This is a genomic window from Sorangium sp. So ce1014, from assembly GCF_051521505.1.
Lineage (GTDB): Bacteria > Myxococcota_A > Polyangia > Polyangiales > Polyangiaceae > Sorangium.
Genome location: NZ_CP150356.1, coordinates 4,690,153 through 4,703,786 on the forward strand (window position 1 = coordinate 4,690,153; position 13,634 = coordinate 4,703,786).

Annotated in this window: 8 protein-coding genes; 3 read left to right on the forward strand and 5 right to left on the reverse strand. The window is 70.6% G+C overall.

What is annotated here, in order from left to right:
- Positions 1–425 precede the first annotated feature (425 nt).
- On the forward strand, positions 426–4,700 hold the full coding sequence (locus tag WME75_RS17845; RefSeq protein WP_437492347.1) for a DNA topoisomerase 3: 4,275 nt from the start codon (positions 426–428) through the stop codon (positions 4,698–4,700).
- Positions 4,701–4,718: 18 nt separating this feature from the next.
- Here WME75_RS17845 and WME75_RS17850 read toward each other — a convergent pair whose 3' ends face one another.
- From WME75_RS17850 to WME75_RS17870, 5 genes are all read right to left on the reverse strand, one after another.
- Positions 4,719–4,847 (reverse strand): hypothetical protein, encoded by a 129-nt coding sequence (locus WME75_RS17850; RefSeq protein ID WP_020736078.1) that lies wholly within the window; start codon positions 4,845–4,847, stop codon positions 4,719–4,721.
- 152 nt (positions 4,848–4,999) lie between these two features.
- Entirely contained in the window at positions 5,000–5,233 is a 234-nt protein-coding gene (locus WME75_RS17855; protein WP_437492348.1) for a hypothetical protein, read from the reverse strand.
- A gap of 54 nt (positions 5,234–5,287) precedes the next feature.
- The gene (locus tag WME75_RS17860) at positions 5,288–6,643 is read right to left on the reverse strand and encodes an SBBP repeat-containing protein (RefSeq protein WP_437492350.1); all 1,356 of its coding nucleotides are present in this window, start codon (positions 6,641–6,643) and stop codon (positions 5,288–5,290) included.
- A gap of 446 nt (positions 6,644–7,089) precedes the next feature.
- Positions 7,090–8,258 (reverse strand): IS3 family transposase gene (locus WME75_RS17865; RefSeq protein ID WP_437492351.1). Its coding sequence is split into 2 segments (ribosomal slippage): positions 7,090–8,006 and positions 8,006–8,258, totalling 1,170 coding nucleotides; the frame shifts between segments, so codons are not numbered across the junction.
- Between the two features lie 96 nt (positions 8,259–8,354).
- The gene (locus WME75_RS17870; protein ID WP_437492353.1) at positions 8,355–9,173 is read right to left on the reverse strand and encodes an SDR family NAD(P)-dependent oxidoreductase; all 819 of its coding nucleotides are present in this window, start codon (positions 9,171–9,173) and stop codon (positions 8,355–8,357) included.
- 301 nt (positions 9,174–9,474) lie between these two features.
- Here WME75_RS17870 and traA point away from each other — a divergent pair, with 301 nt between their 5' ends.
- Both traA and WME75_RS17880 read left to right on the forward strand, forming a co-directional pair.
- Positions 9,475–11,688, forward strand: a complete 2,214-nt coding sequence (traA, locus tag WME75_RS17875) for an outer membrane exchange protein TraA family protein (RefSeq protein ID WP_437492355.1) — start codon at positions 9,475–9,477, stop codon at positions 11,686–11,688.
- A complete protein-coding gene (locus tag WME75_RS17880) occupies positions 11,685–13,601 on the forward strand; it encodes an OmpA family protein (RefSeq protein WP_437492357.1) in 1,917 nt (638 codons plus the stop codon). Before traA ends, WME75_RS17880 begins: the two co-directional genes overlap by 4 nt.
- Positions 13,602–13,634: the final 33 nt, after the last annotated feature.

Here is a 13,634-nt window from a genome sequence, read left to right on the forward strand (position 1 = left end):
TACTCCGGCGTCGGCGTGAGCGCGCCGTTCTCCTCGACGAGCAGCTCCACCTCGACGATCCCCTTCAAATCACGCATCGCGATGCCCCTCTCTCCCGATCGCCGCGCTCCCCGGCGCGGCGCCGTGCGTCCGGGAAATACGTGAACCCGCGCGGCGCGCGTGTGTCAAGGCGACGACACGAATCGACCGTTTCCAGCGAGCCCGCTCAGCTCGCGGCGAACGCCGCGTCGCGCGCCAGCGGGGTGCGGCGCCGCTCGCGGCCGCCCGGCCCGGCCCGTGATCGCCCGGCGCGGCGCATGGCCGCCGGAGCGCGGGCCTCGCCGTCGGCGCGCTTCTCCATACCGCCCGGGCGCGGCACGCGCTATCAACGCCCCGCGGGCGGCGCGGCGATGCCCGTCGCCCCCGGGTCGTCGCATGGTTGCCGCATGATCGCCGTGGTCGCAGAGAAGCCCGCCGTCGCCCGCGACATCGCCGCGGTGCTCGGGGCCTCGCGGCGCGCCGAGGGCTTCCTCGAGGGCGGCGGCTATGTCGTCACGTGGGCGGTGGGGCACCTCGTCGCCATCGCCGAGCCGCACCAGATCGACCCCGCCTGGAAGCGCTGGCGCCTCGACCTCCTGCCGATGCTGCCCGCACAGTTTCCGCTCGTCGTCCTCCCCGGGACGCGGGCGCAGTTCGAGATCGTCCGGAAGATCCTGGGCCGGCGCGACGTCGAGCGCGTCGTCTGCGCGACCGACGCGGGCCGCGAGGGCGAGCTCATCTTCCGCTACCTCTACGAGGCAGCCGGCTGCAAGAAGCCGGTCGAGCGGCTCTGGATCTCGTCGCTCACCCCCGACGCCATCCGCGACGGGCTCCGGCGGCTGCGCGACGCGCGCAGCTACGACGGCCTCGCCGACGCCGCGCGCGGGCGCAGCCGGGCGGACTGGCTCGTCGGCATGAACCTCTCGCGCGCCTACAGCCTCGTCTTCGACCAGGATCTCTCGGTCGGCCGCGTGCAGACGCCCACGCTGTCCATGGTCGTCGAGCGCGAGCTCGCGATCCGGCGGTTCGTCCCGGAGCCGTACCTCGAGGTCGTCGCGACCTTCTGCCCGCTCCGGGAGGACGGCGCGGGCGCGGCGGACGCGTCCTACAAGGGCACGTATTTCCGCGACAAACCGGCCGTCGACGAGCCGCGCGAGGCGCCGGGACCCGGCGGCGGCGACGAGAAGGGCGAGACGGCGCCGTCGCGGAGGCGCCTGCCGCCGGACGGAGAGGAGGCGCGGCGCATCGTCGAGCGGGCCCGGCGCGGCGAGGCGCGCATCGACGCGGTGAGGTCCGAGTCTCGCCGCCTCCCGCCGCCGCTGCTCTACGACCTGACCGAGCTCCAGCGGCACGCCAATCGCCTTTACGGCTTCTCCGCGCAGAAGACGCTCGAGGTGGCCCAGGCCCTGTACGAGCGCAGGAAGCTCATCAGTTATCCGCGCACCGACAGCCGGCACCTCTCGACGGAGATCGCCGCCACGCTCGGCGCCGTGGTGCAGGCGATCGAGGGCTCGTACCGGGGCATGCTCGCCCCGGGGACGGGGACCCGGCCGCTCGGCAAGCGCTTCGTCGACGACGGCAAGATCGGCGATCACCACGCCATCATCCCCACGGGCGCACGGTCCTCGCGCGCGGAGCTCTCGTCGGACGAGCAGAAGATCTTCGATCTCATCTGCCGGCGGCTGCTCTCGGCGTGGCACGAGGATCACGTCACCTCGATCACCACGGTCATCACCGCGATCACCACGCGCGCCCGGGGCGAAGGCGCCGGCGCGCCGATCGTGGACCGCTACCACAGCGCGGGCAGCGTCGTGGAGAAGGTCGGGTGGAAGGTGCTCGACATCGGCTTCGGCAAGCAGCCGGCGAGGCCGCGCAGGAAGGCGGAATCGAGCGGCGACGGGCACGAGGAGCGCGAAGGGGGCGAGGGGGAAGGCGAGCGCGAGACCGCGGATCAGCGGCTCCCGCCGGGCCTCGCGCGGGGGCAGGTGCAGCTCGTGCTCGACGCGCAGGCGCAGTCCAAGAAGACGCGCCCGCCTCCGCGCTTCACCGAGGCCACGCTGCTCACCGCGATGGAGACCGCGGGCAGCAGCCTCGACGAGAAGGAGCTCTCCGAGGCGATGAAGGACTCGGGCCTCGGCACCCCGGCCACGCGGGCTGCGATCATCGAGACGCTCCTCCGGCGCGAGTACATCGTGCGCCAGGGCAAGCTGCTGCACGCGACCGACAAGGGCGTCGGGCTGATCGAGGTCGTCCACGCGGACGTGAAGAGCCCCGCGATGACGGGCGCCTGGGAGGCGAAGCTCGCCCGCATGGCCCGGGGCGGCGGCGATCTGCCGTCGTTCATGGAGGGCATCGAGTCGTACGTGCGCCATGTGGTGGAGGAGGTGAGCGCCGGGCGGCGCCCGGCAGGCGGCGCTGCGCCTCGGCCGGAAGAGCGGGCGTCTCCGTTTCCGGAGCGCGGCGAGCCGCGGGCCTTCGGGAGCGGCCGCGGCGCTGCGTCCGCGGCGCCGGATGTCCGAGACCGCGAGGCGCCGAGCGCGCCGCCCCGCCGCGCTCCAGGTGGCAGCGCGGTGAGCGCGGCGGGCAGCGCGTCGCGCGGCGCCCTTCAGACGGCCGCGGCGGCGGCCGTCGCACCGATGTCGGCTCGGGCGCCGGCGCGCGCAGCGGCGGTGGCGTCGACTCCGGCGCGCGCAGCGGCGGTGGCATCGACTCCGGCGCGCGCAGCGGCGGTGGTGTCGACTCCGGCGCGCGCAGCGGCCGTGGCATCGACTCCGGCGCGCGCCGCAACGGCCGCCGCGCCTTCCGCGGCGCGCGTGGCGGCCGTCGCATCTCCTTCGCCGCGCGCCGTGCTCGCCGCGCCCTCGCCGGCGCGCCGGCCGGCGGATCTCCTCGAGCTGCTCCAGCAGTGCTTCGGCTTTCGCGCGTTCCGCCGCTACCAGGAGGCCGTCTGCCGGACGGCGGCCGCGGGGAGCGACGTGCTCCTCGTCATGCCCACCGGCGCCGGCAAATCGCTCTGCTACCAGCTCCCCGGGATCGCCCGCGGCGGCACGACGCTCGTCGTGAGCCCGCTCATCGCCCTCATGGAGGATCAGGCCACGAAGCTCCGGGCGTGGGGGTTTGCCGCCGAGCGGATCCACTCCGGCCGGAGCCGGGCCGAGTCCCGGAAGGTCTGTATCGATTACCTGGACGGCGCGCTCGACTTCCTGTTCATCGCCCCCGAGCGGCTCCGCGTGCCCGGCTTCCCCGAGCTGCTCGCCCGCAGAAAGCCGGTGCTCGTCGCCGTCGACGAGGCCCATTGCATCTCCAAGTGGGGCCACGACTTCCGCCCTGATTACCGCATGCTCGGCCAGCGGCTCCCGGCGCTCCGTCCAGCGCCCGTCATCGCGCTCACCGCGACAGCGACGCCGGTCGTGCAGGACGATATCGTCGAGCAGCTCGGGCTCACGTCCGCGGCGCGCTTCATTCACGGCTTCCGGCGGAGCAACCTGGGTATCGAGATCCTCGAGGTCAGCCCGGGAGAGCGCCCCGCCCGGGTGCGCGCGCTGCTCGGGCAGGAGGGCCGGACGCCCGCGATCGTCTATGCGCCGACCCGGAAGGAGGCCGAGGCGCTCGCCGCCGGCCTCGCGGGGGACCTCCCGGCCGAGGCGTACCACGCGGGCCTCGCCGCCCCGGTGCGCGACCGGATCCAGACAGCGTTCCTCGACGGCAGCACCGAGGTCATCGTCGCCACGGTCGCGTTCGGCATGGGCATCGACAAGCCCGATGTCCGCACGGTCATCCATGCCGGGCTACCCGGGAGCCTGGAGGGCTATTACCAGGAGATCGGCCGCGCCGGCCGCGATGGGCTCCCGTCGCGGGCCGTGCTGATGCACTCGTATGTCGACCGGCGAATGCACGAGTTCTTCCACGAGCGCGACTACCCCGATCCGGCGATCTTGCAGCGGATCGAGGGGACCCTCTCCGCGGAGCCGCGCCCGCGGGAGGCGGTCCTGGGCGATCTCGACATGGATCCCGAGGTCGCGGACAAGGCCCTGGAGAAGCTCTGGATCCACGGCGGCGCGCGCGTGGATGTGGACGGGGGCGTGACCCTGGGCGAGCCGGGGTGGCGCGGGCCTTACGAGGCGCAGCGGCGCCACAAGCTCGCCGAGCTCGTGCAGATGGCGCGGTTCACCGAGAGCCACGGCTGCCGCATGCTCCACCTGGTCCGCCATTTCGGCGACCAGGAGGACACCGGCGAGCCCTGCGGCCTCTGCGACGCCTGCGCGCCGGCCGCGTGCGCGGCGCGGGAGTTCCGGGCGCCGAGCCGCGACGAGGCGCAGGCGATCGCGAGGATCCTCGCGGCGCTACGCGACGGCGAGCAGCCGACCGGCCGGCTCCACCGCGAGGCGTTTGCCGACGGGTCGCTCGAGCGGCGCGACTTCGAGCACCTCCTCGGCGGCCTCGTGCGCGCGGGCCTCGTCGAGGTGCGCGACGAGTCGTTCGAGAAGGCGGGCGAGCGCATCGCCTACCAGCGCGCGTCGCTGACGCCGCGCGGCCGCCTCGGCGATCCGCGCGGCGTCAGCGATGTCCCGCTCGCGAAGATCCCGCCGAAGGTGAAGAAGCGGCAAGGCGCGAAATCGTCGGACCCGCGGCGGGCGTTCTTCGCTCGCAAGGCGCAGCGGAAGAAGGGCCGGTCGAGCTGAGCGACGCGTGGGCGGCGCTCAGCGGAAGATGCCGAAGTGGCCGAGCACCCACCAGAGCAGGACGAAGATGAGGATGGTGCTGAAGCACCCGCCTCCGAGCTTCTTCGCGCCATAGCCCGCCGCAATCCCACGCAGAATCTTGCTCATCGAAGTGACCTCCGGCCCCGTGTCGGGGTGCTCGACGAGCGAAGCAACGCGGGTGCCAATTCGCGCAGGGTGCGCTGTTCCCGCGTCCGGGCGATGGTTCCGATCGCTCGTGGGTGCGCACCTGGGTGCGCGCGCCACACTGGGGCGTTTCGCTACGAGCTCACCTGCGCGACGTCCTGCGATTCGGCGGCGAGCCCGATCGAGGCGAGGGCCGCGGCGACGCCGGTCGTGGCGAACGGCGAGGTCCGCCCCGGCTCGGCGGTGCAGCCGGACAGGGCCTTGCCCGCGCCCGGCACGACCTCGACGTCTCCCGAGCAGCCCGAGAGATCGCAGGACACGTCGCCGCGCGCCTCGACGTTCACCTCCGGCGGGTTCAGGTTGGTCAAGCCCGATATGCCGCGGTCCCCGTGAGCCAGCTGGCGTTTCTGAGATAGGACCTGCTACCGGCCGAGCTTGGCGATGAAGACGCGCGTCCGATCCCCGTCGCTGGTGCCGGGTAGCGGTCCCGTGCCGAAGTCGGCGTACGGACCGGTCGTCGTGCCCGCGATGAGCGTCTCGCCTTCCGGTGAGGTGGCGACCACGCGCAGCGTGTCTTCGCCCGTGTTCGCCGTGAGGTGATTCCATACGAGCTCTGCGTCGGGCGTGAACTTGGCGACGAAGGCGTTCTGAAGTCCCTGTGCTTTCAATGGGCCGCTGCCGAAGTCGACCTCTCCCTCCGCAGTGCCGACCACAATGAGATTGCCAGAAGGATCCCGAGTGACTCCAAACCCGTGCTGAACGCTGGTAGCCTCTCCGAACCCGCGCAACCATCGGGGCATCCCGTTCGCCTCGAGCTGCAGCACGAAGACGTTTCTATCGGTTCCGGCCCCTCCGATTACTGTGTGCTCGCCAATATGTATCTCCTGAGCGAACGAGCCCACTATCACAGGACGGCTTGACAGGTCCACTGTGATATTCGCTATATCGATGGGGCCTGAGCTAGGTTCGTTGAGCGCTCTGGCCCACACGGACCTTCCGGCTGGTGTCAACTTGACGACAAATTGGGTACCATCGACTCGGAGCGGCGCATTGTCAGTGCCGAAATTGATTGTCGTATCCGACCAACCGAGGAAAAAGATGTTCTTCGAGCTATCGACCGCAACAGCAGTGGCAGCTTCGTACCATGACGAGCCGTTGAACGTGCGCGCCCAGTGGTCCGGTCCGCTCACGCGCCCGGTGGCACCGTCGAGCTTGGCCACGAGGATGTCCTCGCCGTCAGGCGTGATCGGCCCCTCGCCAAGATCGATGGGCAGGCTGAATCTCCCCGTGATGATGATGTCGTCGCTCGAGTCAATGGCCATTCCGGTGAGTGTGCCGCGGCCTCCCAGGCCTTTGCTCCAAAGATACTCGCCCGATGCGCCAAGTCGGACGATGAACGGACCCTCCGGAAGCGGTCCACCGCCGAAGTCAACTCCCCCTTGAGGGCTCTGGCCGACCAAAACTGGATTTCCCTTGGAGTCGATGGCGAGGTCCGTGACATAGTCCACGCCGAAATCGCCGAACTTCTTGGCCCAGAGAGGGACACCGGCCGGGCTCAGCTTGAGGACCAGCACATCGCTCGACCCACTGGCAGAGGAGAAGGTTTCCCCTGCGATCGTGATCGTCCCTGAAAAACCTGCGCTGACGAACACGTTTCCCTCGGCGTCACTCGCAATAGCGGAAGCCGTGGCGCTGCCATTTTGCTCGAACCCGGTCGCCCAGACAATGCATTGGAACCCGTCGCAGTTCTCGTCGTCCGCTGCATCGCAGCGCTCCACCGCGGGGAGGACCTCACCATCGCAGGCACCCCAGGTCCCGTCGGCGCCGCATGTGCGCATTCCTTCCCGGCACGCGCCTCTATTCCTGGTGCCCAGTGGGCCGGCGTAGCACACATCCGACACGTCCGGCGTGCATGCGGGGGCCTCATCCTCAGTGCCTCCCGCGCCGCCAGTACCCGTGCGGTCAGAACCCCCCAGACCTTCGGCTCCCCCCGTGCCGCCTGGAGCCTGGTCGGAGAACTCGTCGAGACCGAGAACTAGCGCGCACCCGCTGGCGCACAGGCCCAGGCCGATGAGGGAAGCGAGCGCGTAAGGTCGTGCTTGTCGTTGCATGGGCTCGTGCGCGCCCGGAAGCCGCAAGGAGAGGGCGCCGACGCTAACGCGGAGGCTATCACGCCGACGCGGCGCGCAGGGGTGGTCCTCCCCCGCTTCCGCGGACAGTTTCACTATGCCGCGAACGCGGTCACGTAGGTCTTCAATTCGAACTCGATCGGGCTCATGTAGGCGAGCCGTGAATGCCGTCGTTTCAGGTTGTAGAAGTTCTCGATGTAGTCGCCGATCGACGCGATAGCGGCCGCTCGCGTCGGGTAGCGCTCCTGCTCGACCAGCTCCGCCTTCAGCGTCGCGAAGAAGCTCTCGGCCACGGCGTTGTCCCAGCAGTCGCCGGCGCGGCTCATACTCGGGATGAGCCCATGCGCCCCGAGCACCCCGCGGTAGTCGTCGCTGGCGTAGGGGCTACCGCGGTCCGAGTGGTGCACCAGCCCAGGCGCTGGACGGCGCGCCCTCAAGGCGGGCGTCAGCGCGGCGAGCGCCAGGGCGCGATCGTTGGTCGCGCTCGCGGACCAGCCGACCACACGGCGCGAGAACAGGTCCAGGATCACGGCCAGGTACAGCCAGCCCTCGCCGGTGGGAATGTACGTCACGTCGGTCACCCAGACTTGGTTGGGGGCTTGGGTGTCGAACTGCCGCGCGATCACGTTCGGCGCGATCGGGCCGTTGTGCCGCGAGTCGGTGGTGCAGCGGAAGCGCCGCGTCCTGCACGCTGCGAGCCTTTGAGCACGCATCAGCCGTGCGACCCGCTTTTTGCCGACATGGATGCCGCGAGCACGCAGCTCGGCGTGCACGCGCGGGCTGCCGTATCTGCCCCGACTCTTTTGGTGCACGGCCCTGATATGCGCACCAAGCAGCGCATCGGCCTTGGCCCGCGGGGATTCCGAGCGCTTGGCCCATGCGTAGTAGCCGCTGCGCGCGACCTGCAGCACCGCGCACAGTACCAGCACCGGGTAATGCACCTTCTCCGCGTCGATGAACGCGAACTTCACTCGCTCTCCTTCGCGAAGAAGGCCGCCGCTTTTTTTAAGATGTCGCGCTCCATCTCCAGCCGCTTCACATCGCGGCGCAGCCGCTGCAGTTCCTCACGCTCCGGCGTCGTCAGCGCCCCCGACAAGCCATGACTCGCGTCGATGTCCGCGCGCTTGATCCAGTCGCGCAGCGCCGTCTCGGTCAGGTCGAGGTCCTTCGCCAGCTGGCCGATGCTCCGGTCGCCCGCCTTCGCCAGCCGTACCGCCTCCGCCTTGAACTCGGGCGTGAACGCCCTCCTCCTTCTCCGTCCCATCCCTGCCTCCTGGTGCCTCCGGGGGTGTCCACGGAAGCGGGGGAGGACCAGGGCCTGGTTCCGATGCCTCGGCCGGGACGAGCCGGGGCTCTCGTCCTAGCCTCGGGCACCTCGCGGAAGACCGCCATAGCCGAGGATCGAGAGCCCTATCCGCGCCGAGAGCCGGCGTATCGCCGCGCGAGGGAGGACGCGGGCGAGCTGGGCCGTGGCCTTGCTCAGCGCGGTCGGGATGGCGACCACGTCACCCCGATCGGCCGCCGCGATCCCGTACGCGGCGCATTCCTCGGCGGAGATCTCGAACGGCGGCTTCTTGCGTGGCACGCCGGGCGCGCCCGCGTCGAAGATCTCCGTGGTCACGGGCCCCGGGCACAGGGCCGTCACGGTGACGCCGGTCCTGTCGAGCTCCACGGACAGGCTCTCGGAAAACGAGAGCACGAACGCCTTGGTAGCCCCGTAGACCGCATGCCCCGGGGTCGGCTGGAACGCGGCGAGCGACGCGACGTTGAGCACGCGCCCACCGCCGCGCGCCACGAGATCGGGGACGATCGCCGCGCACAGCGCGACGACGCTCTCGCAGTTGAGCCGCACCAGCATGGCTTGCGCAGCGGGATCGCCTTCCAGAAAGGGCCCGAACCGGGTCGTGCCGGCGTTGTTGACCAGCCAGGCTGCCCCGCCCAGCTCGCGCGCCCGATCCCGCACGCGGAGGGCTGCGCCCTCGGTGGCGACGTCGAGCTCGAGCGGGTGGATGGGCGCGTGCCCGGCGGCGCCCGCCCGCGCGGAGAGCTCCTCAAGACGGTGCGCCCGCCTGCCGATGGCGAGCACCGGCTGCCCGCGCGCCGAGAGTTGCCGTGCGATCTCCGCGCCGATGCCGGACGAGGCGCCTGTGACGATGGCGAGGCCCGAGGTAGTCGTCATGAAGCGATCCTTTAGGCGGCTTCGTCCAGGATCGCGAGCGGGCCGTGCCGCTGACCAGCGGGTGCCCCGGCCAGCGCTCTTTCCGCACAATCTTGCCGCAACGCAGCAAGAACGCGCGGGTGCCCCGTGCGCGTCATCGGCTCAGGGGAGCCGCAGGTCGCGCGTGGGTGTCGATCGCGTGCCGTTCCCGTCACCAGACCATCCGCTCCAGGCGTGTGCGGCCGATCGCCCGTGCTGTTGGCCAGCCGTCTCGCGCGTATGGCAGCATCGCACCATGGGGCGGTAGAGGACCGTCGCCTACATGCGGAGCGGGCTTTCGCAGCCTTCCTCTTGCAGATCGCGGCGCGGAGCGGCTAGCCTTGGTCTCGTGCTTCAGACTTCGGGTGCAGAGGACTCGCGGGCGACGCAGCGGACCCGCGAGCGAGCCGTGCGTATTCGAGGCATCGCTCTGGCGACTGTGGCCCTGTCTGCGGCGCTGTCGTCGCCCCTGCGCGCGCAGGAGGAGCCGCCGCCGCCGCAACCGGTCACCGTTTCAGAGCCCGCCATCGAGCAGTTGCCTGAGGTCGAGGGCACCGGTCTCTGCGCCGCGTCGGTCATCCCGAAAGACAGGCCGGCGCAAGTCTTCCTGCCCGACTTCGTCGGCGGGACCAACGGGCTTATCGATGATCCCACGAAGCACAGGGACGGGGAGCCACGTCTCGACTACGTCATTCGAAGCCTCCTGGATCTGAGCAACAACAACACCGCTGGCGACATAAACAACCCGCGGAGCTACGGCGACTTCAGGGAACTGTCGCCGGCCTGCGGGGTCGGCGGTTGCAGCTTCCCGTGGGACGATCGTGACAACGACACGGAGATTCCCTTTGGCTCCCGCCTCCGCGGGTTCCTGGCCGTCACGGAGGCTCTCGCGCGCCAGCCCGTCCATATCGGCTTCTACGCCGATGATGCCGTGAACCTCACGTTCTACGACGGCGTCACGACCATGAAGACGGTCATGACCCGGCCGCCGGAGCTCGGCCTGCCGACCTGGCGCCTCACGAACACCGTCACGTTCGAGAAGCCAGGCCTGTACCCGATCGAGATCCACCACGCGGAGGTCGCCGAGCACGCGGCGCTCGAGATGTCCTATTTCGTCGGCGAGTTCCAGGACTTCCACCGCCCAGCGGACGAGCCGCCCGTCGTGAAGCTGAACGAGAAAGGCTTCACCGTCTTCCAGCCGACGCAGTTCTTCCAGACGCTCTTCGGCTCGCCGTCGTTCCCCGATCTCGATCAGTGCTTGCAGTGCGAGCGCAGATTCGTCGGTCACGGCGGGAACAACGGCTGTCCTGGGAGCTACTACTGCAACGAGGCCGCCCTCTGCGCCCCGTGCGACACGGCGTTCTATTGCGGCGAGGAGTGCTCGCCCTGCAAGGGTGACACGCCGTTCTGCATCAACACCAACGCGGGTCGTGAGTGCGGCCAGTGCCGCACCAGCGCCGACTGCCGCGAGGGCTTCGTCTGCGACCCCGAGACGCACGAGTGCAAGGAGGAGTACGAGTGCGACGAGGACCCGGACTGCGCGCGCGGCGAGATCTGCGTCGAGCGCACCTGCGTCCCGTGCGACACGGCCGACCAGTGCGCGGGCAACTCCTGCAACTGCTGCCCTAACGGGATCAACGGCACGCAGATGAACTGCGCCGCGGTCGAGCCGGGCGGCGTCACGATGTGCGTCGAGTGCCTCGTCGACGCGGAGTGCCCCGCCGGCAAGAAGTGCCACACCCCGACGGGCCACTGCGTCGACGAGATCCCGACGAACGCGCAGCCGAACTGCTGCGGCGAAGGGTGCGTCGACTGCATGCGCCCCGAGGACCCGAACGACCCGGAGACGCCCCCGGTGCCGTTCTGCCTCCCCGGGCCCGTCGGGACGGCGTGCGCCGCGTGCCGCAACGACATGGACTGCGGCGAGGGCCAGTACTGCCTGAGCGGCGAGTGCAAGGAGTGCGTCAAGGACCGGCGCTGCGGGCTGCGCTGCGAGAGCTGCGACGGCGACACGCCGTTCTGCATGGGCCAGTTCGCCGAGACCGCCGCCTGCGTGCGCTGCACCTCGGACGAGCAGTGCGCCGGCACGACGTGCAACCCCGAGACCCACGAGTGCGACCCCGGGTGCCTGGCGACCTGCGCCGAGGACACCCCCTACTGCGACGGCCAGGCGTGCGTCGAGTGCTACGCCGACACCCAGTGTCCCTGCGGCAACACCTGCGACCTCTCGACGAACACCTGCGACATCTCCTGCAAGTCGAACGTGGACTGCCTCGGCAACGAGCACTGCCGCTGGACCGACGCGGCCGACGCCAAGGAGTGCGCGCTCGGCCCGATGCCGGACAACGTCGCGTGCGGCGGCACCCTCGCCGACATCTGCAGCGTCTCGGTCGTCGGCGACAGGAACGCCGATCCGCGGCCGTTCGGGATCATCGCCCTGGCGATGCTCGCGTTGCTCGAACGCCAGCGCCGGCGGTACGGCGGAGGTGCCTCGTGAAAAGGCGCCCGCACCTCCTCGCGCTCTCCGCGGCCCTCGCGCTCTCCGCCACCGTCACCGAGCGCCCCGCGCTCGCCGAGGAGGGGCGCTTCGACGCCCAGGTCTTCCGACCGGCGGCTGCCCCGCGCGACCTCGTGATGGTCCAGAAGTCCGAGGTCATCGGCAACCTGTCCCCGACCATCGGCCTCTACAGCGACATCGCGGCCGACCCGCTCGTGCTCTTCCTCGCGGGCGACGATACGAACGAGGCTGTCAACGCCATCACCGGGCGCCTCGAGCTCGCCTTGCTCGCGGGCATCGGCTTCTTCGACGTGTTCGACGTCACGATGGCCATGCCGCTCATCCTCTTCCAGGAGGGCGGCAACATGCGCCGGTTCGGCACCGAGGGGTCGGTCAAGAGCACCACCGTCGGCGATCTCCGCCTCTCCACGAAGATCTCGCTCCCGTACCTGAACCGGAAGGAGCAGGTCAAGGAGGGGTTCGGGATGGCGATCTCGGGCAACCTCAACTTCCCCACGGGCGACCAGAACGCGTTCGCCAGCGACGGCGCGCTGAGCGGCGGCGCGACGCTCATCGCCGACTACCGGTTCAACTTCGGGCTGCTCCTCGCCGCGAACGCCGGCATCTGGCTGCGGCCCGACAACCAGTTCGCGGGCGTGCGCGTCGGCGACATGGCGCAGTTCGGCGTGGCGGCCGAGCAGTACGTCGTGCAGCGCTGGGGCCTGTCGGTCATCGGCGAGGTGTACGGCTACCCGTCGCTCACGAGCTACCCCGACGACCCCGGGCAGGTCCCCGCCGAGGCGCTCCTCGGCCTGCGCTGGCAGACAAAGCACGGCATCACGATCACCTTCGGCGGGAGCTTCGGCGCGGCGTGCGGCTTCGGCGCGCCCGCGGTCCGCTTCTTCAACGTCATCACGTGGCAGCCGAAGACCTCCCAGGAGCAGGAGGAGATCAACCGCCTGCAGCAGCGCGACAACGACGATCCGGATCGCGACGGCCTCATCGGCGCGGCCGACCGCTGCCCCGACGTGCCCGGGAGCCCCGAGAACTTCGGCTGTCCGGACCTGGACACCGACGGCGACGGCGTCTTCGATCGCGACGACCAGTGCCCCGACAAGCCCGCCGGCCCGCACGGCAAGAACGGCTGCCCGCTCGCCTTCATCAAGGGCGACGAGATCGTGATCACCGAGCAGGTCCACTTCGCGACCGACAGGGACATCATCCTCGAGGACTCGAACCCGACCCTCGAGGCGGTCGCGCAGGTGCTCGTCGACAACCCGGACATCCGCGAGGTGCGGATCGAGGGCCACACCGACGTGCGCGCGACCGACCTGTACAACATGGCCCTGTCGCAGCGCCGCGTGGCGAGCGTCATGGCGTACCTGATCGCGAAGGGCGTCGATCCTTCGCGGCTCCAGGCGGTCGGCTACGGGCACACGCAGCCGATCTACGACGACGCCGGCTGCGTCGGGCCCGACGACCGGCTGACGCCGGACTGCCAGTTCATGACGTCGAAGAACCGGCGCGTGGTCTTCCGCATCCTGCGCTACGGCAACGCGGGGCCGAAGCCGCTCACCGGCTCGCCCGAGGGGAGCGAGCAGATCTTGCCGTCGGGCGGCCTGCTGCCGCAGAAATCGCAGGGCACGCTGCCGACCCAGGGGACGCTGCCTGGCCAGGGGGTCCTCAAGTCGAACGTGCTGCCGAGCGGCGGCTCCGCGCTTCCGCCGGCAGGCGGGGTGCCCGGCGGCGCAGCGCCGCTGCCCAACCGCGGCGAGGCGGGGGGGCTCCCGAGCAAATCGGGCGTGCTGCCGCGCTCCGGAAGCCCCGCGCCGCCGGCACCGGCGCCCTCCTCGTCGAGCCAGCCGCCGGCGGCGCCGCCGAAAGGCACCGCGCCCGCTCCCGGGGCTCGCTAGCCAGGAGAGCGTCGACCCAGGGGGGGCGAGCGC

What these genes read in the sequence shown, in the direction of transcription:
- WME75_RS17870 (WP_437492353.1), bottom strand. Translation starts at nt 9,173, where the DNA reads ATGACGACTACCTCGGGCCTCGCCATCGTCACAGGCGCCTCGTCCGGC.
- traA (WP_437492355.1), top strand. Translation starts at nt 9,475, where the DNA reads ATGCGGAGCGGGCTTTCGCAGCCTTCCTCTTGCAGATCGCGGCGCGGA.
- WME75_RS17845 (WP_437492347.1), top strand. Translation starts at nt 426, where the DNA reads ATGATCGCCGTGGTCGCAGAGAAGCCCGCCGTCGCCCGCGACATCGCC.
- WME75_RS17850 (WP_020736078.1), bottom strand. Translation starts at nt 4,847, where the DNA reads ATGAGCAAGATTCTGCGTGGGATTGCGGCGGGCTATGGCGCGAAGAAG.